23 protein-coding genes are annotated in these 22,046 nt (G+C 67.2%); 14 read left to right on the forward strand and 9 right to left on the reverse strand.

The features are described from left to right. Positions 1-26: 26 nt before the first annotated feature. From AVR91_RS40060 to AVR91_RS40065, 3 genes are all read left to right on the forward strand, one after another. Positions 27-833 carry an exodeoxyribonuclease III gene (locus tag AVR91_RS40060; protein ID WP_037332458.1) on the forward strand — a complete coding sequence of 269 codons (807 nt, stop codon included), beginning with the start codon at positions 27-29 and terminating at the stop codon, positions 831-833. 89 nt (positions 834-922) lie between these two features. Continuing rightward, entirely contained in the window at positions 923-1,072 is a 150-nt protein-coding gene (locus tag AVR91_RS43240; protein ID WP_158077425.1) for a hypothetical protein, read from the forward strand. 29 nt (positions 1,073-1,101) lie between these two features. Further along, positions 1,102-1,944, forward strand: a complete 843-nt coding sequence (locus AVR91_RS40065; RefSeq protein WP_063271922.1) for a hypothetical protein — start codon at positions 1,102-1,104, stop codon at positions 1,942-1,944. Here AVR91_RS40065 and AVR91_RS40070 read toward each other — a convergent pair. Then, the gene (locus AVR91_RS40070; RefSeq protein WP_063271921.1) at positions 1,938-2,438 is read right to left on the reverse strand and encodes a cupin domain-containing protein; all 501 of its coding nucleotides are present in this window, start codon (positions 2,436-2,438) and stop codon (positions 1,938-1,940) included. The two genes, AVR91_RS40065 and AVR91_RS40070, sit on opposite strands and share 7 nt — an antisense overlap. Positions 2,439-2,503: 65 nt before the next feature. Between AVR91_RS40070 and AVR91_RS40075 the strand changes: the two genes are divergently transcribed. Further along, entirely contained in the window at positions 2,504-3,007 is a 504-nt protein-coding gene (locus tag AVR91_RS40075) for a MarR family winged helix-turn-helix transcriptional regulator (RefSeq protein WP_063271920.1), read from the forward strand. Between the two features lie 56 nt (positions 3,008-3,063). Here AVR91_RS40075 and AVR91_RS40080 read toward each other — a convergent pair whose 3' ends face one another. Beyond that, positions 3,064-3,951, reverse strand: a complete 888-nt coding sequence (locus tag AVR91_RS40080) for a glycoside hydrolase family 19 protein (protein WP_063271919.1) — start codon at positions 3,949-3,951, stop codon at positions 3,064-3,066. A 399-nt stretch (positions 3,952-4,350) separates the two neighbouring features. On the opposite strand from AVR91_RS40080, the gene AVR91_RS40085 reads away from it, so the two are divergent. After that, positions 4,351-4,680 carry a hypothetical protein gene (locus tag AVR91_RS40085; RefSeq protein ID WP_063271918.1) on the forward strand — a complete coding sequence of 110 codons (330 nt, stop codon included), beginning with the start codon at positions 4,351-4,353 and terminating at the stop codon, positions 4,678-4,680. A gap of 507 nt (positions 4,681-5,187) precedes the next feature. On the opposite strand, the gene AVR91_RS40090 is transcribed toward AVR91_RS40085, so the two are convergent. Then, on the reverse strand, positions 5,188-5,934 hold the full coding sequence (locus AVR91_RS40090; protein WP_063271917.1) for a S1 family peptidase: 747 nt from the start codon (positions 5,932-5,934) through the stop codon (positions 5,188-5,190). Positions 5,935-6,097: 163 nt separating this feature from the next. Between AVR91_RS40090 and trpS the strand changes: the two genes are divergently transcribed. Together trpS and AVR91_RS40100 are read left to right on the forward strand one after the other, a co-directional pair. Next, positions 6,098-7,117 (forward strand): tryptophan--tRNA ligase, encoded by a 1,020-nt coding sequence (gene trpS / locus AVR91_RS40095; RefSeq protein WP_063271916.1) that lies wholly within the window; start codon positions 6,098-6,100, stop codon positions 7,115-7,117. Between the two features lie 35 nt (positions 7,118-7,152). Continuing rightward, positions 7,153-8,181, forward strand: coding sequence for a YhjD/YihY/BrkB family envelope integrity protein (locus AVR91_RS40100; RefSeq protein WP_143254260.1), 1,029 nt, complete (start codon positions 7,153-7,155; stop codon positions 8,179-8,181). Between the two features lie 2 nt (positions 8,182-8,183). Here the strand turns inward: AVR91_RS40100 and AVR91_RS40105 are convergent, their stop codons facing one another. Next, entirely contained in the window at positions 8,184-9,422 is a 1,239-nt protein-coding gene (locus AVR91_RS40105; RefSeq protein WP_063271914.1) for a D-alanyl-D-alanine carboxypeptidase family protein, read from the reverse strand. A gap of 43 nt (positions 9,423-9,465) precedes the next feature. On the opposite strand from AVR91_RS40105, the gene AVR91_RS40110 reads away from it, so the two are divergent. From AVR91_RS40110 to AVR91_RS40120, 3 genes are all read left to right on the forward strand, one after another. Continuing rightward, a complete protein-coding gene (locus AVR91_RS40110) occupies positions 9,466-9,720 on the forward strand; it encodes an SCO4848 family membrane protein (protein ID WP_026467335.1) in 255 nt (84 codons plus the stop codon). 79 nt (positions 9,721-9,799) lie between these two features. Then, the gene (locus AVR91_RS40115) at positions 9,800-11,212 is read left to right on the forward strand and encodes a S8 family peptidase (protein ID WP_063271913.1); all 1,413 of its coding nucleotides are present in this window, start codon (positions 9,800-9,802) and stop codon (positions 11,210-11,212) included. A 117-nt stretch (positions 11,213-11,329) separates the two neighbouring features. Continuing rightward, the gene (locus AVR91_RS40120; RefSeq protein WP_228709470.1) at positions 11,330-12,547 is read left to right on the forward strand and encodes a M14 family zinc carboxypeptidase; all 1,218 of its coding nucleotides are present in this window, start codon (positions 11,330-11,332) and stop codon (positions 12,545-12,547) included. A gap of 64 nt (positions 12,548-12,611) precedes the next feature. Here AVR91_RS40120 and AVR91_RS40125 read toward each other — a convergent pair whose 3' ends face one another. The 5 genes from AVR91_RS40125 to sdhC form a co-directional block, all read right to left on the reverse strand. Then, positions 12,612-13,601: a hypothetical protein gene (locus tag AVR91_RS40125; RefSeq protein ID WP_228709471.1), complete on the reverse strand. Its 990-nt coding sequence runs from the start codon at positions 13,599-13,601 to the stop codon at positions 12,612-12,614. Between the two features lie 127 nt (positions 13,602-13,728). Continuing rightward, a complete protein-coding gene (locus AVR91_RS40130; protein ID WP_063271911.1) occupies positions 13,729-14,499 on the reverse strand; it encodes a succinate dehydrogenase iron-sulfur subunit in 771 nt (256 codons plus the stop codon). Further along, the gene (gene sdhA, locus AVR91_RS40135; RefSeq protein ID WP_016331257.1) at positions 14,499-16,253 is read right to left on the reverse strand and encodes a succinate dehydrogenase flavoprotein subunit; all 1,755 of its coding nucleotides are present in this window, start codon (positions 16,251-16,253) and stop codon (positions 14,499-14,501) included. Before sdhA ends, AVR91_RS40130 begins: the two co-directional genes overlap by 1 nt. A gap of 31 nt (positions 16,254-16,284) precedes the next feature. Continuing rightward, positions 16,285-16,704 (reverse strand): succinate dehydrogenase hydrophobic membrane anchor subunit, encoded by a 420-nt coding sequence (locus AVR91_RS40140; RefSeq protein ID WP_034304594.1) that lies wholly within the window; start codon positions 16,702-16,704, stop codon positions 16,285-16,287. A gap of 2 nt (positions 16,705-16,706) precedes the next feature. After that, positions 16,707-17,150, reverse strand: coding sequence for a succinate dehydrogenase, cytochrome b556 subunit (sdhC, locus tag AVR91_RS40145; RefSeq protein WP_076857541.1), 444 nt, complete (start codon positions 17,148-17,150; stop codon positions 16,707-16,709). Positions 17,151-17,552: 402 nt separating this feature from the next. On the opposite strand from sdhC, the gene AVR91_RS40150 reads away from it, so the two are divergent. The 4 genes from AVR91_RS40150 to AVR91_RS40165 all read left to right on the forward strand — a co-directional run bounded on the left by AVR91_RS40150 (position 17,553) and on the right by AVR91_RS40165 (position 22,030). Next, complete coding sequence (locus tag AVR91_RS40150; protein WP_143254261.1) at positions 17,553-17,858, forward strand: hypothetical protein; 306 nt, start codon at positions 17,553-17,555, stop codon at positions 17,856-17,858. Positions 17,859-18,147: 289 nt separating this feature from the next. Beyond that, positions 18,148-19,290, forward strand: coding sequence for a BMP family lipoprotein (locus tag AVR91_RS40155; RefSeq protein WP_063271908.1), 1,143 nt, complete (start codon positions 18,148-18,150; stop codon positions 19,288-19,290). Positions 19,291-19,370: 80 nt separating this feature from the next. After that, complete coding sequence (locus tag AVR91_RS40160) at positions 19,371-20,945, forward strand: ABC transporter ATP-binding protein (RefSeq protein WP_063271907.1); 1,575 nt, start codon at positions 19,371-19,373, stop codon at positions 20,943-20,945. Further along, positions 20,942-22,030, forward strand: coding sequence for an ABC transporter permease (locus AVR91_RS40165; RefSeq protein ID WP_063271906.1), 1,089 nt, complete (start codon positions 20,942-20,944; stop codon positions 22,028-22,030). The genes AVR91_RS40160 and AVR91_RS40165 overlap by 4 nt, the downstream gene beginning before the upstream one ends. The last annotated feature ends 16 nt before the right edge of the window (positions 22,031-22,046 follow it).

The raw sequence follows: 22,046 nt of genomic DNA on the forward strand, positions 1-22,046 counted from the left end.
CGATTCTGTCGGACCCCCCGGGTAGCGTGCGACGGGTGCTGACCGTCTCCACTGTGAATGTCAACGGCCTCCGTGCCGCCGCGAAAAAGGGCTTCGTCGAGTGGCTGGGCTCGACGAAGGCGGACGTCGTCGCCTGTCAGGAGGTAAGGGCCGAGCTCAAGGAGCTCCCGGCCGGTGCCGCCGCGCCCGAAGGCTGGCACGTGGTGCACGCGCCGTCCGTGCAGAAGGGGCGCAACGGCGTCATGCTGTTCAGCCGGGCGGAGCCGGAAGAGGTCCGCATCGGTTTCGGCGAGCCCGAATTCGAGGACAGCGGCCGCTACGCCGAGATCCACCTGCCGAACGTCGTGGTCGCGAGCCTGTACCTGCCCAGCGGCGACGTCGGGACACCGCGCCAGGACGAGAAGGAGCGCTTCATGGCGGCGTTCCTGCCTTACCTCGTCGACCTGCGCGCCAAGGCCGAGGCCGGTGGCCGCGAGGTCGTCGTCGTGGGTGACTGGAACATCGCGTACGACAAGATCGACCTGAAGAACTGGCGCGGGAACCAGAAGAGCTCGGGCTTCCTGCCGGAGGAGCGGGAGTGGCTCGGCCGCGTGTTCAGCGAGGCAGGCTACGTCGACGTGCAGCGCAAGCTCGATCCGGAAGGCCCCGGCCCGTACACGTGGTGGTCGTACCGCGGCAAGGCGTTCGACAACGACACCGGCTGGCGCATCGACTGCCAGATCGCCACCCCCGGCCTGGCCGAGCGGTGCACCTCCGTCGTGGTCGAGCGCGCCGAGACCTACGACCAGCGCTGGTCCGACCACGCGCCGGTCACGGCGACGTACGGGATCTGAGCGCTCGGCCCCGATGATCCCGGAGGTCGTGGCCTCTGCCGTGACCTTCGGGATCCGGTCAGGCACAATCGTGCCAGGAGGTGGCGGTCATGCACGAGTCGATCGAACTCAAGAAGCGTGAGATCGAGGAGCTTTGCCGATCACACTCGGTACGCCGCCTCGATCTGTTCGGCTCGGCCGTGGGTGACGGATTCGACGTGCGGATGCCTAGCTCCGACAACGCGCCGGACTCCGGATAACCTGCGCGCAGGAGAACCGGGGGTTTGCGATGGAGACGAACGAAGCCAGGCGTATCGAGGCGACCAACGCCGAGCGCTACGCGATGTCCGGCCAGTACGGGTGGGAGTTCAGCCCGGACGCGCCGAACCTGCTGGAGCGCTGGACGGTCCTGCCGTTCAACCAGCGCGGCGACAAGCGGATGGCGTTCGGCGCGCTGAGCGGTGCGTACAACGGGCTTCGGTTCAGCGTCCTCGACTACCACCGCCGCCCCACGGTCACGAGCGTGCACACGCGGTGGACCAACAAGAAGGTCAACGAGCTCGACACGATCTCGATCGACACGGTCTGGGTCGTCACCCTGCCCGCGCCGATGCCGAACTTCCAGATCGTGTCGAGCATCGAGTCCGCCTGGGACGTCGATCAGTACCCGGAGCCCGCCACCGCGGACCGGAAGTTCAACCGCTGGTACAAGCTGATCGACACCGACCCGAACGTCGCGGTCGCCGTGCTGACACCGCAGGTCGCCGCCACCATGCGGTCGTCGAAGCTGCACACCTGGTCGCTGGTGGGCGCGGAACTGGTCTATGTCGAGAATCCGACCTTCGGCCGGACCAAGCCGGACGAAGTGCTCTCCACGCTCGGCAGGCTCACGCAACTGGTGTCGCTGCTGCCGTTCCATCTCGCCGGCGGGCAGCCCGCCGCGCCACCTCCGCCGCCGCAGCCCCACTATCCGCAACAGCAGTACCCACCGCAGTATCCGCCCCCGCCGCACTACGGCCAGCCGCCGTATCCGCCGCAATATCCGGGATACCCGCCGCAGCCGTACCCGCCGCAGCAGCACTATCCCCCGCAGCAGTATCCGCCGCCGGGATACCCGCCGCGCGGTTACTGACGCGACTTCGCACTCTCCGTCCACACTGGACTCTCGACGAAGTGGTTGTCGAACTTTTCCTGACTGTCCAAGAGATCCTGGACGGCCGCCTCGCCGTGCCCGACCTTCTCCAGTAGCCGGAAGTAGCCGAACCGTTCCACGCCGGGGACGAACACGATCAGGACGTCCGCCGGCGAGTCCACGGCCGCCCGGAAAGCGTGTGTGGTCAGTGGCGGCACAACGAGCATGTCGCCTTCGGCAACGGTCACGATCTCTTCTCCCACAAGGACTTCCAGCTTTCCGCCGAGCATGAAGAACATCTCGGACGAGCTGGTGTGGTAGTGCGGCGCGGCGCCGTCGGCGCCGACGCCCAACCGTGTTCTCGCGCTGCTCATGACTCCGCCTGTGGTCGAGACGTCGGCGAGCAGTGTGACGAGCGTGGGGGCCGCGCCGACGGTCTCGGCTTCGGCGGCGCGGACGAGGACGGGTTCGCGGGTTTCGATGCGCTGGGTCATGACGACGATAGTTCCATCGCTGATAGTTCGCTGTCAAACTATCTCCCGTCGAATAGACTGCGTCCGTGAGTGAACAACGAAGCGCGGACGCGATCGACGCCGTCGTCGACGCCTGGCACCGCGAGCGGCCGGAACTGGACTTGACCGCGATCGGGGTCGCCGGCCGCCTCGGCCGCGTGACGATGCTGAGCACGCCGATGATCGAGGCAGTCTTCGCGAAGCACGGCTTGAAGCAAGGGGAGTTCGACGTGCTCGCCGCGCTCAGGCGGTCCGGGAAGCCGTACACGCTGATCCCGTCCGAACTCTCCGCGACCCTGATGATGTCCAGGGCCGGGATGACCAGCCGGATCGACCGGCTCGAGTCGGCCGGACTGGTCGAGCGGGCGCTCGATCCCGAAGACCGGCGCAGCTTCCGTGTCACGTTGACCGAGCGCGGGTTCGAGGTCGTCGACGCCGCGATGACCGAGCACACGGCGAACGTCGCGAAGCTGCTCTCGCCACTGGGGGAGGACCTAGGCGTCCTCGATGCGTCGCTGCGTCGGCTGCTGGCGTCCCTCGACGCAAACTGAAGGGGCCCTCCGCCGCGTCACATGCGGCGAAGGGCCCCTTCAGTTCCCTGGATGGATCAGCAGTACAGGTTGCCGCCGGGGGTGACGCCGAGGATGCCGGTGAACTGCTGGTACTTGTTCACGCGGCTCTGCACCTGGGCGGGATTGCCGCCGTTGCACTCGATGCTCCCGTTGATGCTGCGGATCGTCTCGCCGAAGCCGCGGCTGTTGACCATCGCGTTGTGCGAGGTCATCGTGCCGGGACCGTTCTGGGTCATCCAGTACCAGATGCCGGTCTTCCAGGCGACCGCCGCGTCGTTCTGCACCAGCCACGGGTTGGTCAGCAGCGGCAGGCCCAGCGCGTCGCCGGCGGCCTTGTAGTTGAAGTTCCAGCTGAGCTGGATCGGGCCGCGGCCGTAGTACGCGGCGTTGCCGGCGGGGCAGCCGTAGGACTGGCTCGTGTCGCAGTAGTGCGGGTAGTTCGCCTCGTTCTGCTCGACGATGTGGACCAGTCCGCCGGTCTCGTGGCTGACGTTCGCCAGGAAGGCCGCCGCTTCCTGCTTCTTCACGGTGTCGCTGCCCGTGCCCGCGAAGGCGGGGTACGCGCTGAGCGCGGTGACCAGGCCGTTGTAGGTGTAGAAGGGGTTCCGGCTCGGGAACATCTGGTTGAACTGCGCCTCGCTGACCACGAAGCCGGACGGGTTCGGCGGGTTGGTCGTCCCGCCGCCGCAGGCGCCCTGATCGGCCCAGACCTGCGCCGTACCCGGGGTTTCGTTCTGCGTCCACCACTTCGCGGACCAGTTGTGCCCGTTGTAGGAGGCGGTGTTGCCGCCCCAGTAGACCGAACTCGCGTTCCACGGCGCCACGCAGTCCGCGGCGGAGGCGGACTGCGCCGGGACGACCGCGGCGACCGTGGTGGCGGCGAAGGTGGCGGCGACCGCCGCGAGAATACGTCGAAGAGACATCGGTGGCTCCTTCGTACGAGGGGACCATGCAGGGAGATTGGTCTATACCTTTTAAGGGGTATGGTCAACAGGTATAGACCATTGCGCACAAGAAACCAACTGCGGAAAGCCGGATCGTGCCTGTTCGGCCGCGTGCGACAGTCGAATGGCCTAACCCTTGTCCGGTTTTGTCGGAAACCGATTGCTCGCGCGACAACTCTGAGGCGAGGGGTGCTCGAAACATCCCCCCTGTGAGGGGCTACTCTCGGGCCCCGAGTTGATCAGAACCCACAGGTCTTGACACGCTCGGTAGTTTTTTGACCAGCAACCTGGAAATGCTCACTCGTTCGGGTTAGCGTTCCGGTTCGGCAAAGTCACGTCACGGGAGGCACTCCGGTGCGGAACCCAGTTCATCTCCTGATGCGATCGTCCGTGCCCGCGGCCCGGGCCGCGACGGTCGCCGCGATCCCGGTCGCGTTGCTCGTCGCGGGCGCGGTCCCGGCGTCGGCCGCGGAGTCGGCGTCACGTTCGGAGATGGCGTTCGGTCTGCTGGGCCCGGTCGGCCTGATCGCCGTCGCGCTCGGCATCGTCGGCATGGCCTTCGGTGTGTTCCGTCAGCGCCGGAAGGCCCGCGCGGCCGCCGTCGCCCCCGCTCCCGTCGCCCCGGCCCAGCCCGCCGCGCCGCACGTCGCCGCGATGGCCGAGGCCGTGCTCGCCGACGACGCCCTCACTCGCCAGCAGCGTCCCTGACCTGCGCCTTCCCGGCTCGGATCGCGTTTAGCCCGCTAAAGGCGACGCGCCCCCCGGATCGCGATTAGGGGGCTAAACGCAGGTCGGTGCCCTGGGCCCGGCAGATCGCGTTTAGCCCGCTAAAGGCGACGCGGCGGATTTCTTGGGTAGGTACACCTAGTCCGGCCCGGATTGTTTCGCCGCTCGCTGATCGCCACTCTCGGGTCCATGACGGTGACGCGGCGTCGCAGCCGGCCCGGCGACCCCTTCCCCCGCGCCCTGGACCGGGCGATCACGGAAAGCGGCCTCGGGCTCGACCGGATCCGGCACCGGCTCGCCCAGCAGGGCGTCCGGATCAGTGTCGCGACCTTGAGCTACTGGCGGACAGGAAGAAGCCGCCCCGAGCGGTGCGACTCGCTGAAGGCGGTCGCGCTGCTGGAGCGGCTCTTCGAACTGCCGCACGGTTCCTTGTTGAACCGGCTGGGCCCGCGTCGCCCCCGGGGACGGTGGGGCGACGCGGGACCGGGATCAGACGCCGGAGTTGGTGCGGATCCAGCTGCGGAAGTAGGGGACGTCCACGTAGATCGACGGCCCGGTCGCGCAGGTGCTGCTGTTGTTCCCCGCGCGGCTGGTCGCGCCGACGAGCTGCCAGACACCGCTGACCTGCTTGACCTGCGGGCCGCCCGAGTCGCCGTAGCAGGCACCCGAGTTACCGTTGGGGTTGTTGGTGCAGATCTCGCTCGCGCCGCGGATGCCGCTGCACCGGGTGTCGGCGACGATCGAGGTGTTCAGCTCCTGGAGGTTGATCGGGGCGCCACAACCACCGCGGGTGGGGCAGGTCTGGCCCCAGCCGATGATCCGCGTCGCGGTGCCGACGGCCCCGGACGAAGCGGCGATCGTGACCGGCGCCTGCGACACCGCCGTCGAGAGACGCAGCAGCGCCAGGTCGGCGCTCGGGTGGGCGATGCGCTGCGCCACGCGGGCGACGGTGCCGCCGCTGGTGCGGTTCGTGGTGCCGACGCGCACCTGGTACGGCGTGCCACAGTGCGCCGCGGTGACGACCCAGGTCGAGCTGATCAGTGAGCCACCACACTGGTGACCGCCGGAGCTCGACTGCTGGGACACCATGAACGAATAGACCTGGGTCGCGTTGCCGCCGCCGACGATGTTCGGCTGGACGCCCCCGGTGGGCTCTGCCGCGGCCGCGACGCCGGAAAGCGAGAAGACGGCCGCAGCCGCCATGGCCAAGCCCATCAGTAGGGATCGTGCCTTCATCTGGGTTCTCCTTCGGTGTGGCCGGAAGATCCGGTGCCATGAACGCTAGGAATCGGGCACCGTGCCCAGAACCGTCGGAAGTATGTGGCGTTTAACCGTTTAGCCCGTTCGGCCGGGCCGACCTCGGATGACCCGCCCCGGCGTGGCCTGACAGAATCCGGACGTGTCCGACGAACAGAAGCGCCCGCGCGTGCTCTCCGGGATCCAGCCGACCGCCGACTCGTTCCACCTGGGCAACTACCTGGGTGCGCTGCGGCAGTGGGTGCGGCTGCAGGACACCCACGACACCTTCTACATGGTCGTCGACCTGCACGCGATCACCGTCGAGCAGGATCCGAAGGTGCTCCTGGACCGCACCCGCCGTTCGGCCGCGCAGCTGCTCGCGCTCGGTGTCGACCCGGCCCGCAGCGCGCTGTTCGTCCAGAGCCACGTGCCCGAGCACGCCCAGCTCGGCTGGGTGCTGGAGTGCCAGACGGGGTTCGGCGAAGCGAGCCGGATGACGCAGTTCAAGGACAAGGCCGCGAAGCAGGGCACGGATCGCGCCAGTGTCGGCCTGTTCACGTATCCGGTCCTGCAGGCCGCGGACATCCTGCTGTACCAGGCGAACGAGGTCCCCGTCGGTGAGGACCAGCGCCAGCACCTGGAGCTGACGCGCAACCTCGCGCAGCGGTTCAACAACCGCTACGGCAAGACGTTCACCGTGCCGGAGCCGCATATCGTCAAGGACACGGCGAAGATCTACGACCTGCAGGACCCGACCGCGAAGATGAGCAAGTCCTCGTCGACCGGCAACGGCCTCATCGAGCTGCTCGAAGACCCGAAGAAGTCGGCGAAGAAGGTGCGCTCGGCGGTCACGGACACCGGCCGCGAGATCGTCTTCGACGCCGAGAACAAGCCGGGCGTCTCGAACCTGCTGACGATCCTCTCCGCGCTGACCGACCAGCCGGTCGCCGAACTCCAGAACTCCTACGAGGGCAAGGGTTACGGAGACCTGAAGAAGGGCGTCGGGGAGGCGTTCGTCGAGTGGGTCACGCCGGTGCAGGAGCGCGTCCGGTCGTACCTGGACGACGTCGCCGAGCTCGACAAGGCCCTGGCACTCGGTGCGCAACGGGCCAGGGAAGTCGCTTCGGTGACGTTGCGGAACGTCTACGAGAACATCGGCTTCCTTCCCCCGGCGGGCTGATTCGCGCTGCGATGTCGTCGCCGTGTGGTTAGCGTTTGACGGTGGCGAATGATGACGGCGCGAAGCCGGAACAGGACAAGCTGTTACCGCGCCTGAGGCGGAAGTACGGCTGGCTCGATCACCTCATCCGGGCCAACGACGCCTTCACCGAGCGCTACGGCAACCATTACGCCGCCGCCATCACCTACTTCAGCGTGCTTTCGGTGATCCCGATCTTGATGGTCGCCTTCGCGATCCTCAAGATCGTGCTCGCCGGCGACCAGGTGGTGACGAACCAGCTCGTCGACGGCATCAAGAAGTCGGTTCCGGAGGGGCTGAGCGATCTCGTCGGCAGCATCATCAAGGCGGCGCTCGACTCCGGCGGCGGCATCGGGGTGTTCGGCCTGCTGCTGGCCCTGTATTCGGGCGTCGGCTGGATGACCAACCTGCGTGACGCGCTGACCGCCCAGTGGGGCCAGGAAAAGCAGCAGTTGCCGTTGGTGTCGACGACGATCAAGGACCTGCTGTCCCTCGTGGGGCTCGGGCTCGCGCTGGTGATCTCGTTCGGCCTCACCGCGGCGGGCAGCGGGGTCGGGCGGTTCCTGCTCGAACTGGTCGGCCTGGAGAACCAGGGCTGGGCCGTGTTCCTGTTGAAGGTCGCGACGATCCTGCTCGGCCTCCTCGCGAACACGCTGGTGTTCCTGTGGGTCATCGCGAGGCTGCCCCGAGAACACGTCGCGCTGCGCAGCGCGGTCAAGGGCGCGATCTTCGCCGCGGTCGGGTTCATCGTGCTTCAGCAGGCCGCGACCGTTTACCTCGGCAGCGTCACGAAGTCACCGGCGTTCACGTTGTTCGGCCCGGTGATCGGTCTGCTCGTGTTCGCGAACCTCGTGTCGCGCTTCCTGTTGTTCGTCACCGCTTGGACGGCGACGGCGAAAGAGAACCAACAGACGGTCGTCGAGCCACCCGCCCCGGTGCTGATCCATCCGAGGGTGACCGTGCAGCAGGGGCCGGGTCTGGGTGCCGTCGGCGGGGCTTTCGCGACCGGCGCCCTGCTGGGCTGGCTCGGCCGCCGCAAGTCCTGACGTTATTCGCCGGCCATGGCCTTCTTGCGCTGGTGGCCGATGACGAACGACGCGACGATGATCAGGAAGACGACCAGCGTGATGATCCACCCCGTCACGCCGAACGGGTCTTCGGCCGGGGCCGCGGCGCCGCTGTTCGACGCGCCGTCGGCGTTGGGTGCGGCGTTGGCCGGGTCCGCGTTCACGGTTTCCGGCGACCGGTATTCGATGCGCCCCACCGATTCGGCCTTGGCCTCGCGCAGCGCGATGCCGTAATCGAGCAGCTTCGCGGCCTGTTCCGTGACCCGGGTCGGGCGCTGCTCGGCGCGGAGCATCACGACCCCGACCCGGTGGCCGTTCCGGACCGCGCTGCCGGCGTAGGTGTGGCGCGCGTCGTCGGTGAAGCCGGTCTTCCCGCCGGTGAACCCGGGGTAGCTGCCGAGGAGCTTGTTGTCGTTGTAGATCGTGACGACCGGTTTTCCGCCGGTGGCCGGCACTTCGAAGCTCTTGGTCTTGACCACCTTGGCGAACTCGGGGTTCTTCATCGCGTAGTGGAAGATCAGGCTCATGTCGTAGGCGGAGGTCGACATGCCGGGGCCGTCGAGCCCGGACGGTGTCGCGGCCCGGGTGTCCGTGGCGCCGACGCGGGTGGCCAGCGCGTTCATCTTCGCCAGGGTCGCGTCCAGGCCGCCGAGCACGGTGGAGAGCGCGTGCGCCGCGTCGTTGCCCGAGTGCATCAGCAGTCCGTGCAGCAGCTGGTCCACTGTGTACTGACCGCCGGCGCCGATGCCCATGCAGGTGCACTCCTGCTCGGCGTCCTCCTTGGTGGCCACGACGATCTTGCCCGGCGGGAGTTCGGTGACCACGACCAGCCCGAGCAGGACCTTGATCAGCGACGCCGGGCGCTGACGGGCGTGCGGATCCTTCGCCGCGATGACGTCACCGGTTTCGAGATCCTGCAGCACCCACGCCGCCGAGGTGTTCCCCTCGGGCGGGTTCAGCGCGCGCTTCGGGAGCACGAGCCCGCATTCGGCCATCCGGTCGCCGCCGACCGGTACCGGCGGCACCGGCAGCGGAGCCGGAGCGGTTTCGCCGGGGCGCGGCTTCTCGGAGGTGTCGACGGGCGGGGGAGGCGTGACCTTGTTCGCGCACGGCTGCGCCTGGGCTGGTGGCTTCGGGGCGGCTGTGGCCACCGGCGTCACCGCGAGGGCGAGCACACCGGAAACGAGGACCAGGAGCGACCGGGAGATAGCGCTGTGCACCCGAGCAATGTAGCGTCGCCGGGCTCGCTGCATACTCAGGGGCATGCGCATTTCGCGAGGTACTTCGATGTTCCTGCTGGGTTTCGGCGTGTGGTCGTGGATCATCTGGATCACGTTCGCCAAGAACCTCTGGGACAGTGACCGCGCCTGGGCCGCGGACGGCTCGCCCACCGCTTACTTCATCGTGCACGCGGTGCTGACGGTGGTCTCGTTCGTGCTCGGCACCATCATCGGACTCATCGGTCTGCGCACGCTTCGTGGCGCCAAGTCACGGGACGCGGAAAAGGCTGACGCCTGATCGGGTTTTGTCGTCCTTTTGACGGTGTTGGGCACGGTCCGGCTCGCTTAGGTTCACTCCACCGAATCATGGAGGTGGAATGTCCCGGATCAGACGCCTGCTCGTCCCCGCGCTCGTCGCGGCGGCGGCGGGAAGCGTGTTCGTGGCCCCGTCGGCGAGCGCCGCGCCCGCGCCGCAGTGCGACACCGCGAGCGCGCCGTTCAACTACGTGGTGCTCTACAACCCGCGTACCCCGGAGCGCAAGGTCGACGCCGAGCTGCGCGCGAAGTGCGGCGAGAAGGTCGCTTACTACCCGGAGATCGGGGTCGCGGTGGCGACCTCGCGCAACGCCGACTTCCAGGCGAAGATCGGCGTCTTCCGCGCCTACTCGGGCGGCCGTGACGTCGCGTTCCCGCCGGCGGCCACCACTCGCTCGACCCGCTCCGCCGTGGTCGACACCAAGGAGAACGAAGAGACCACCAGCGTCGCGGTCGAAGAGGACCTGTCGGCCCAGCAGTGGGACATGCGGGCGATCCAGGCTCCCGAGGCGAACAAGATCTCCGGTGGCAGCCGCTCGGTGACCGTCGGCGTGCTGGACTCGGGTATCGAGCCCACCCACCCCGCGCTGAAGGCGGCCCTCGACCCGGCGGTGTCGGCGGGCTGCAACAGCGGCGCGCCCGACACCACGCCCGCCGCCTGGGCACCCACGAACTCCGACCACGGCACGCACGTCGCCGGCACGATCGCGGGCAAGGACGCCGCGCGCGGCTTCACGGGTGTCGCGCCCGGAGTCAAGCTGGCGTCGGTGAAGGTCGTGAACGACGACGGCCTGATCCTCCCCGAGGCCGCGGTGTGCGGGTTCATGTGGGCGGCGAAGCACCGCTTCCCGGTCACGAACAACAGCTACTACATCGACCCGGGCATGTTCTACTGCTCGAAGGAGCCGGGCGACGCGGCCGCGTTCGAGGCCGTCCGCCGCGCGGTGACCTACTCGACCGGACGTGGCGTGCTGAACGTCGCCGCCGCCGGCAACAGCGGTTTCGACCCGGACAAGCAGACCACCGACCCGAACCGCCCGCACCCGGTCGACGAGAGCTGCGGCATCCTGCCCAAGGCCATCGACGGCGTCGTCAACGTCTCGGCCATCGGCTACGCGGGCACGAAGTCGTCGTACAGCAACTACGGTGACGACGTCTCGGTCACCGCTCCCGGTGGCGACCGCGCCCAGCTGCCGCCCGCCGGCCAGGGTGTCGGCTGCCCGCTGTCGACGATCTTCAACGGCGGCTACGGCGCCAAGTGCGGCACGTCGATGGCGTCCCCGCACGCCGCCGGTGTCGCCGCGCTGCTGGCGTCGCGCTACCGCCACGCTCCGCCGCGGGTGCTGACCTGGCTGCTGGAGCACCAGGCGGACGAGGTTCCCTGTGGAACCGCGGCGCCGGTCTGTGAAGGCCCGGCGAAGGACAACTCGTACTACGGGCACGGCCGCGTCAACGCTCTGGACGCGGTGAAGTAGTTCCTCGCGTTCACCGGGGCCGGTCCACCTTCGTGGGCCGGCCCCGGTTTTCTTTCCTGGCTCTTCCGATGGTGTCCTCGCTACGTTGTGAGCACCTTCGACAGTGGGGAGTTCACGATGTCGTTGTCCGGTCGGTTGGTTCCCGTGGTGGTGGGGCTGGCGATGCTCCCGCTCGTCAGCGCGCCCACGGCGGTGGCGGCGCCGGTGGCGCCCTGCAGCGAGGAGCCACGGGAGCTGCCCATCGACGAGTTCACCGACTATCGCGAGATGGTGCGGGAGCTGGGGCGACTCGAACGGGTGAGCCATGGGCGAGTGGCGGTCAAGGAGGTCGGGCGGTCCAACCGCGGCCGGGTGATCCATCAGGCGACCGTCGGGACCGGGCCGAAGGTCTTCGTGGTCTCCAGCGAGATCCATGGGAACGAGAAGACCGGCACCGACGCCCTGCTTCGGATCCTGGACTACCTCGGCACGTCGGAATCGCGGGACGCCGAGCGCCTGCGGAAGACCGTCACCTTCGTCGCGGTGCCGAAACTGAACCCGGACGGCGCCGAACTCGACCGGCGCGGCAACGACCTGTCGTGGGCCGAGGTGCAGCGGAAGTTCCCCCAGCTGAAGGACCGGCCGCCCACCTGGAACTACCTCAGCGACGTCCTCCAGGGCGACGACTACCGCAAGCGGCCCGGGTTCGACGTCAACCGCGACTTCAATCCGGACCTGAACTACGTCCCGCGCGCGGAGGACGTCCCGGGTGCTCCGGATCAGCCGGGCTGGTTCCTCACGCCCGAGGCGCGGGCGCTGCGTTCGGTGTACCTGGAGCTGACCGCGCGGCGCGGGAAGGTGCCCGACGTGTACGTCGATCTGCACCACCAAGGCGCGTGCGTCCGCCAGGAAGGCAGCAACCGGCTCCTCGACGTCGGCATCGACTACCCGCCGCTGCCGGACAAGTTCTTCGAGCCCGGCCAGAAGTACGCGAAGTACCGCGACGTGTACACAAAGGACGAATCGCGGCAGCTGGCGATCAGTGCGTTCAACGGGATGACGTCGCGCGGGTTCGTCGGGGCGCGGTATCCGCATGCGCCGGACCGGGATCTGCCGGGGCAGGCGCGGTGTTCGTTCGCGTTGAACGGGACCGGGACGGTGCTGTTCGAGGTGCGCGGGCAGACGCAGACGCTCGGGCAGCAGCACCGGGAGCGTTTCACGCGCGCGGTGATGACGGGGCTGTACAACATGCTGAGGGACGTGAGCACGGGCGCTGTCGGGTACATCGATCCGGAGGCTTTCGACCTGCTGCCGGGTACCGCCGACTCCGCCGCTCTGGCCCAGGTGCTCGAGTAGGCCGTCGGGTCGTGAGGGCCTCCTTCCCTACTTTGAGGGTAGGGAAGGTGGCCCTCACGGACCATCAGGCAGCCGTAGCGAGGCGGACTTGGGGACGTGGGCGGGAGGCCGCGACCTCCCATGCCGTCTCCAGATCCGAGACCACGGCGGCAGGATCGTTCAGCAGTTGCGAAGGCAGCGTCTGCACGACGACGATCCCAGAAGTGGCGTATCTGGTGTTCCGGTCCACAGTCCGCTGATATCCAGCTCGGTGGAAATGGAAGTCGAACGAGTCGATTTCCCATACCAGGCCGACATCATCCCACCACGCGTCCGGCCGTCCCAGGTACTTGCCGGAAACGTCGAAGAGCTCGGCATTCCAATGACTCGGAGGTGTTTTCAGCCGTCGGCTGAGCGCCTTCGCCCGTGATTCGGCCATCGAGCGGATGTCCACCCAGTCGTTCAAGAGCCGCCTGGGCACAGCGGTCCCTCGTTGAGTGCCGTGATTCAGCTCCGACAGCAGTGCCTTGGGATGACACCTGCCCTGCTGGATCGCCTCGATGAGCAGTTCTTCCGACACCAGCGGATCAACGAACCGCCGGACGGTGTCGGTCGTCGCGCGGATGAGCGGTGCGAGCGGTACCCCGTTTCGGATCGCCGGTGTGGGTAGGCGCCGCGTCCTCTCCGTGGTCACGAACCCGACGCTTCGGATCTTCCGCTCGTGCGGTATCAAAAGATGCAACCCCGGGTCGTCCGGCAGGGCGGACGTGCGCAGTCCATGGAGTCGGCAGGCTTCGACGCCGGTGAGCATCGACTTCGCGCCAGCGTAGAGAAGAGCTGCGGTCACCGTTTCCGACGAGGTCGGCTTCTGATCGTGCAGGAGGACGATTCCAGGCAGGAGACGCTGCCATGGGCCCCCGGGCAAGCAACGCTGGTAGATCGTCTTGCTGGGCATTTCCAGTGATTCCAGGTCGGCGACCCGGACGACGCCATTGTGGCTCCGCGCCAGCAGCAGTTCGGGATGCTGGGCCCATCTTCCTCTTTTGACCACGTGGCCCAGCTTGTCCGCCCGCACCCGCCTCCGGCAGCCTCACTTGGCGAACCTGTGGATAACCGGGTGCTTGTGGATAACTCCTCGAACGCCGTGAAGGCCTCCTTCCCTACCTTGAGGGTAGGGAAGGAGGCCTTCACGGACCGCTCCGTCAGACGCGCTTGAAGAGCAAAGCGCGCTTAACCTCCTGGATCGCCTTCGTGACCTGGATACCGCGCGGGCAGGCATCGGTGCAGTTGAACGTCGTCCGGCAGCGCCAGACACCCTCGGAGTCGTTCAGGATGTCGAGACGCTCTTCGGCACCTTCGTCACGCGAGTCGAAGATGAACCGGTGCGCGTTGACGATCGCGGCCGGGCCGAAGTACGAGCCGTCGTTCCAGTACACCGGGCACGAGGACGTGCAGCAGGCGCACAGGATGCACTTGGTCGTGTCGTCGAACCGGTCGCGGTCGGCCTGCGACTGGATCCGCTCGCGCGTGGGCTCGTTCCCGTAGGCGATCAGGTACGGCTTCACGGCCTTGTACGCCTCGAAGAACGGGTCCATGTCGACGTACAGGTCCTTCAAAGTACGAAGGCCCTTGATCGGCGCGATGGTGATCGTCGTCTTCTTGCCGTCCTGCGACAGCAGGTCCTTCATCAGGACCTTGCACGCCAGCCGGTTGATGCCGTTGATCTGCATCGCGTCGGAACCACACACACCGTGCGCGCACGAGCGCCGGAACGAGAACGTCCCGTCGATGTAGTCCTTCACGTAGAAGAGCAGGTTCAGCAGCCGGTCGGTGCGCTGCGCCGGGACGTCGTAGGACTCCCAGTGCGGCTCGTTGTCGATCTCGGGGTTGAACCGGAGGATCTTCAGCGTGACGGTGATCGGCGTGTGGTCGGAGGACACGGCCTCCGACTTCTCGGGGGTGGCCGTGGTCATCAGTACTTCCGCTCCATCGGTTCGTAGCGGGTGAAGGTCACCGGCTTGTAGTCCAGGCGGACGTCGGCGGTGAGACCTTCGCCCTCCTTGTAGGCCATGGTGTGCCGCATGAAGTTCGTGTCGTCGCGGTTCGGGTAGTCCTCGCGCGCGTGCCCGCCGCGGGATTCCTTGCGCGCCAGGGCGCCGACGACCAGGACCTCGGCGAGTTCGAGCAGGAAGCCCAGCTCGACGGCCTCGAGGACGTCGGTGTTGTACCGCTTCCCCTTGTCCGACACGGTGATCCGGCTGTACCGCTCCTTCAGCGCCTGCACGTCGGTCAGCGCCTGCTTGAGCGTGTCCTCCGTGCGGTACACCGAAGCGTGCGAGTCCATCGTCCGCTGCAGCTCGGTGCGGATGTCGGCGACGCGCTCGTCACCGTGCTCCGAGAGCAGCAGCGCCAGCTGGTCCTCGACGAGCTTGGTCGGGTTCTCCGGCAGCTCGATGTGCTCGTGCGCCAGCGCGTACTCGGCGGCCGCGATGCCGGCGCGACGGCCGAACACGTTGATGTCGAGCAGCGAGTTCGTGCCGAGCCGGTTCGAGCCGTGCACGGACACGCACGCCACCTCGCCCGCGGCGTACAGCCCGGGGATGACGTTTTCGTTGTCCCGCAACGCTTCGCCGTGGATGTTGGTCGGGATTCCGCCCATCACGTAGTGGCAGGTCGGGAACACGGGCACCGGCTCGGTGACCGGGTCGACGCCCAGGTACGTCCGCGAGAACTCCATGATGTCCGGGAGTTTCGCGTTCAGCGTCTCTTCCGGGATGTGCGTGACGTCGAGGACGACGTAGTCCTTGTTCGGCCCGCAACCGCGGCCCTGCAGCACTTCCTGCACCATCGACCGGGCGACGATGTCGCGCGGCGCGAGGTCCTTGATGGTGGGGGCGTAGCGCTCCATGAACCGCTCGCCGTCGGCGTTGCGGAGGATGCCGCCCTCACCGCGCACGGCCTCGGAGATGAGGATGCCGAGCCCGGCCAGACCTGTCGGGTGGAACTGGAAGAACTCCATGTCCTCCAGCGGCAGGCCCTTGCGGAAGATGATGCCGAGGCCGTCACCGGTGAGGGTGTGCGCGTTCGACGTCGTCTTGAAGATCTTGCCCGCGCCGCCGGTGGCGAACACGATCGACTTCGCCTGGAAGACGTGCAGCTCGCCGGTCGCCAGCTCGTAGGCGACGACGCCGGAGGCGGCCGGGTTGCCGTTCTCGTCCGGGGTCAGCACCAGGTCGAGCACGTAGAACTCGTTGAAGAACTCGGTGCCGTGCTTGACGCAGTTCTGATACAGCGTCTGCAGGATCATGTGCCCGGTGCGGTCCGCGGCGTAGCAGGCGCGGCGCACCGCGGCCTTGCCGTGGTCACGGGTGTGCCCGCCGAAGCGGCGCTGGTCGATCTTGCCTTCGGGCGTCCGGTTGAACGGCAGGCCCATCTTCTCGAGGTCGAGGACCGCGTCGATGGCTTCCTTCGCCATGATCTCGGCGGCGTCCTGGTCGACCAGGTAGTCGCCGCCCTTGATCGTGTCGAAGGTGTGCCACTCCCAGTTGTCCTCTTCGACGTTCGCCAGCGCGGCGCACATGCCGCCCTGGGCGGCGCCGGTGTGCGAACGCGTCGGGTAGAGCTTGGTGAGGACCGCGGTGCGGGCACGCTGGCCGGATTCGATGGCCGCGCGCATGCCGGCGCCACCGGCGCCGACGATCACCACGTCGTACTTGTGGAACTGCATGAGGACTCCGCTTTGAACGTGTGGTGGGGCGTCAGTTGGCCGAGATGCCGGGATCGAAGGTGAAGATCACCATCGTGCCGACGGCGAGGATCAGCACCATCGAGACGTAGAGCACGATCTTCAGCCAGAACCGGGTGCTGTCCTTGCGGGCGTAGTCGTCGATGATCGTCCGCAGGCCGTTGCCGCCGTGGATCTCGGCGAGCCACAGCATCGACAGGTCCCAGAACTGCCAGAACGGCGAGGCCCAGCGGCCGGCGACGAAGCCCCAGTTGATGCGGTGCACGCCGCCGTCGAGGATGTTCATGATGAACAGGTGGCCGAGCACCAGCACGATCAGGGCGAGGCCCGAGATGCGCATGAACAGCCAGCTGTAGAGCTCGAAGTTGCTGCGGCGGGCAGCGGGGCGCTTCGGCGAGCGCGGCTTGTCGAGTGCGAGAACTTCGGTCGCCATGGTCAGTGCCCCCCGAACATAACTTCGACGGTGCGCTTCATCATGAAGTAGGCACCGGGAATCATCACCACGACCCAGATGGCCAGGATGGTCCAGAGCATCGGCTTCTGGAACTTCGGTCCCTTCTCCCAGAAGTCGACCAGCATGACCCGGATGCCGTTGAGCGCGTGGAACAGCACCGCGCCGACCAGGCCGACCTCGAGGAGGTTGACCAGCGGGGTCTTGTAGGTCTCGATGACCTCGTTGTACGAGTCGGGCGACACGCGCACGAGCGCGGTGTCGAGCACGTGCACGAAAAGGAAGAAGAATGTCAGCACGCCGGTGATGCGGTGCAGCACCCAGGACCACATACCGGGGTCTCCCCGGTAGAACGTCCCTTGCCGGCGTGAGGCACCCGCCCGATCGCTCGCGGCCGCCTCGGTGGCGGTGCTAGCCGTGGTGGACATCGGTGAACGGCCTCCAACGTCATGGCTTGGGCCCGCTGACCGCTGGTTTCCGCGCCTGCCGCCGGGACGTCCACCTGGGACGGCTCCGGCGACGGTGCCGAGATCATGGTCATCGAGCGTGGATGAACAGGATGCTAGACCCGCACCTCACGGTGGGCTCACCTCCGGGTTCCTCTGTGTGATGGACCAGACATCTCCGGCCCGCACGATCGGTGCTCACGGAAGGTGGCGGCGCGGGGTCACGGCCAAGCTGATTTCCCACTCCGGGTGGTATTGGCCCGACGGCTTGGATACGCTTGCGAATCCGGGCTCGCGTGGACCGGAGAATTCGCCTTGTGGCGGGCGTCTCGTCACCCGAATGTCGTATGTTCGGTGCTTCCGGCTCCCGCTAGGGTCATTTTCATGACGAAAAGGATTATATCCTTCCTGGGGGCCGTCTTCGTATCTCTGGGAATGGTCTTGTTCGGGTCCTCCGTGGCACACGCGGACGCGGTCTGTTACAACACGGGTATCGCCGGCGATGGTCACTCGGCCTGGACGACCTGCAACTATGTGAACGGTGCGCCCAAGTACTACTTCGTGATGACCGTTTGCAGCGCCGGTGGCTGCACGCGGCAAGGATCCAATACCGTGCCCGTCGGTCAGCAGTCCGTTCTTCGCAGCAGCGGATACATTTCCGGCACGTTCACCATTATCGCCGTTCGCTGATCGGTTTCACTGGAAATGTTCTCGTGAATAAATGAATTCAATGAAATGGCGCGCGCCGGGCATGGGATGTCCGGCGCGCGCCTGAACCCTGCCCGCTCGTCGTGACGTTGTGTGATCGCGTGGTCGCCGAAGTGAGCCGGATGTAAACGTTTGTGTCACGTAGCGTGCCTTTCCTATGGCCGCCAAGGGGCCGTTGGGTACCGTCTCTCGGTCAACCCGGCAACGTGGCCGGGTCGTTTCTTCGGACCATCCGCTGGATCAGCGGGGAGGGAGACACACGTTGCGTCGCATGCGTGGAACCGCGCTGGCCGCTGCCGCCATGGCCGGTGCTCTGGTATTGGCCGGATGCGCCAAGGATTCGGGTGCGGGGAACAACAGCAACAACAATGCCTCGGGGGATCAGTCCTCCAGCTGCGTGACCGCGCCGAAGCCGCCCGCCGCGGCCGCCGCCTCGACCAGCAGCGCGCAGTCCGGTGAGAAGGTGGACGCCAGCAAGCTGAAGGTGGCGCTCGCGTTCGACGTGGGCGGCCGGGGCGACGCGTCCTTCAACGACTCGGCCGCGGCCGGCGTCGACAAGGCGAAGTCGGAAATGGGCCTCACCACCGTGAGCGAAAGCACGGCGAGCTCCAGCGAGGACGAGGCCGCCAAGTCGCAGCGCCTCGAGCAGCTGGCCGCCCAGGGCTTCACCGCGATCGTCGCGGTCGGGTTCGCCTACGCCAAGGCCGTCGGCCAAGTGGCGCCGAAGTACCCGAACACCCAGTTCGCGATCGTCGACGACGACTCCGTCAAGGCCCCGAACGTCACCTCGCTCGTGTTCGCCGAGGAGCAGGGTTCGTTCCTGGCCGGTGTCGCCGCCGCCTACAAGTCGAAGAAGTGCCACGTCGGCTTCGTCGGTGGCGTGAACACGCCGCTGATCCAGAAGTTCGAGGCCGGCTTCCTCCAGGGTGTGAAGGCCGCTTCGTCCAAGGCCAAGATCGAGGACGAGTACCTCACCCCGGCCGGTGACATCTCCGGGTTCCAGGACCCGGCGAAGGGCAACGTGAAGGCCGCCGCCCAGATCGCCAAGGGCGCGGACGTGATCTACCACGCCGCCGGTGCCTCCGGTAAGGGTGTCTTCGAGGCCGCCAAGTCCAACAACGCCATGGCCATCGGCGTCGACTCCGACCAGTACAACCAGAAGACGGTCGAGGCGTCGAAGGACGTCATCATCACCTCGATGCTCAAGCGCGTCGACGTGGCGGTGTTCGACTACCTGCGCGCGCTGGCGAAGGGTGACCTGACGTCGCTGCCGAAGCGGTTCGACCTCAAGGTCGACGGCGTCGGCTACGCCACCTCCGGTGGCAAGGTCGACGACATCAAGGACGTCCTCGACGGCTACAAGGCGCAGATCGTCTCCGGGGCGATCACCGTCTCGGACAAGCCGCAGAAGTAAGCTCGACCAGGCAGCGGGGCTCGGGAGGGTAACCCCTTCCGAGCCCCAACCTGTTTACCCCAGAACTGGATGGCTTTTCCATGAGCGCTCCCCAGGCCGAGGTCACCGACGCCCCCGACCGGGGTGAACCGGCCGTGCAGCTGACCGGGATCACGAAGCGGTTCCCCGGTGTCGTGGCCAACTCCGACGTCAACCTCACCGTCACCAAGGGTGAGGTGCACGCCGTCTGCGGCGAGAACGGCGCGGGCAAATCGACCCTGATGAAGATCCTCTACGGCATGCAGCAGCCGGACGAGGGCGACATCGCGATCAACGGTCAGCCGGTGAAACTGCGCAACCCGCAGGACGCCATCAAAACCGGGATCGGGATGGTCCACCAGCACTTCATGCTGGCCGACAACCTGACCGTCGGGGAGAACGTCTTCCTCGGCGCGGAGAACCTGCACGGCATCGGCCGCGCGGCGAGGGCGAAGCTGGCGGAACTCGCCGAACGCGTCGGCCTGCGCGCCCGCCCGGACGCGCTGCTGGAAGAGCTCGGCGTCGCCGACCGCCAGCGCGTGGAGATCGTCAAGGTGCTCTACCGCGGCGCGCGGATCATCATCCTCGACGAGCCGACCGCGGTGCTCGTCCCGCAGGAGGTCGACGCGCTGTTCGAGACCGTCCGCGCCATGCAGAAGGACGGTTTCACCTTCATCTTCATCTCGCACAAGCTCGACGAGGTGCGCGCGATCGCCGACACGGTCACCGTGATCCGGCGCGGCACCACCGTCGGCACAGCGGATCCGAAGACGATCACCTCGCGCCAGCTGGCCGAAATGATGGTCGGCACGGAGCTGCCCAGCCCGGAGACCCGCGAATCCACGGTGACCGACCGGAACGTCCTCCGCCTGGACGACGTCTGCCTGAGCGTCGAGGGTTCCGAGCGGAACGTGCTCGACCACATCTCCTTCACCGTCCACGCGGGTGAGGTGCTCGGGATCGCCGGTGTCGAGGGCAACGGCCAGACCGAACTCGTCGAGACGATCATGGGCATGCGCAAGGGCGGCGGCCGGATCGAACTGACCGAGACCGACGGCAGGGTCGTCGAACTCCACAAGCTGGGGACGCTCGCCCGCCGCGAGGCCGGGATCGGCTACATCGCCGAAGACCGCACGCGGCACAGCCTCCTGCTCACGCAACCCTTGTGGGTCAACCGGATCCTCGGTTACCAGACGCGCAAGCCGGTCGCGAAAGGACAGTTGCTCGACATCGACGGCGCGCGGGAGGACACCCGCCGCATCGTCGAGGACTACGACGTCCGCACGCCGGGTATCGACGTCCCCGCCGCCGCGCTTTCGGGTGGTAATCAGCAGAAGCTGATCGTCGGGCGCGAACTTTCCGGCGATCCCGTCCTGCTGATCGCGTCGCATCCGACGCGGGGTGTCGACGTCGGCGCGCAGGCGTTGATCTGGGAGCAGATCCGCCAGGCGCGCGCCGCCGGGCTGGCCGTCCTGCTGGTTTCTGCCGACCTCGACGAGCTGATCGGGCTGTCCGACACCATCCAGGTCATGCTTCGCGGACGGCTGGTCGGCGAGGCCGACCCCGCGACCGTGACCCCACAGGAACTGGGCTCCGCCATGACGGGTGCTTCCGGAGACGAAGAAGGTGCAGCGTGAGTAGTTGGCGTACGAGGCTGCTGCCGCCTCTGCTCGCGATCGTTTTCGCGGTCATCCTGACGGCCATCGCGCTGATCATCTCGGGGGCGGATCCGCTCCAGGCCTACGGCACGATGATCGGCCAGCTCTTCAAGGGCTCGACGGCCGTCGACACGGTGAACCTCGCGACGGTCTACTACCTGTCCGGGCTCGCGGTGGCCATCGGCTTCCAGATGAACCTGTTCAACATCGGTGTCGAGGGCCAGTACCGGTTCGCCGCCATCGTCACCGCCATCATCGGCGGGGCGCTGCAGCTGCCGCCGGTGATCCACGTGATCGCGATCCTGATCGTCGCGGTGGCCAGCGGCATGCTCTACGCGGCCATCCCCGCCGTGCTGAAGGTGACCCGCGGGGTTTCCGAGGTCATCTCGACGATCATGCTGAACGCGATCGTCGGCGGCATCGTGGCGTTCCTGGTCAACGCGGACCAGTTCGGCGTGCAGACCGGCAACAACATCGCCACCCGCGAGATCGCCGAGACCGGCCGGATCCCCGGAATCCCGATCGGGTCCGGAGAGCTGTTCGGCTTCGTGATCATCGCGGCGCTGATCGGCGGGGCCTACTGGTTCATGCTCAACCGGACCCGGTTCGGTTTCGAGCTCAAGGCCTCCGGCGAATCGACGACGGCCGCCGCGGCGGGTGGCGTCAACGCCAAGAAGATGACGCTGATCGCGATGCTGCTTTCCGGTGGTGTCGCCGGTCTGATCGCGATGCCGGAACTGCTCGGCCGCGACTTCAGCTACGGCATCACCTCGACCCAGATGTACGGCTTCACGGGTATCGCGGTCGCCCTGCTCGGGCGTAACCACCCGGCCGGGATCGCGCTGGGCGCCCTGCTGTGGGCGTTCCTCGACCGGTCCGCCGTTTCGCTGGAGCAGATCAACGTGTCCAAAGAGATCGCCACGATCATGCAGGGCGTGATCGTGCTGTCGGTCGTCATCGCGTACGAGATCGTGCGCCGCGCGGACCTGGCCGCCGAACAGCGTCGCGTCGGTCGCGCGCTGGCGGGTAAGGGTTCCAGCGTTTCCGAAGGGGGTGCGGTGTGAGCACGGATGTTCTGTC

This window comes from Amycolatopsis keratiniphila subsp. keratiniphila (assembly GCF_001620365.2).
Taxonomy (GTDB): domain Bacteria; phylum Actinomycetota; class Actinomycetes; order Mycobacteriales; family Pseudonocardiaceae; genus Amycolatopsis; species Amycolatopsis keratiniphila.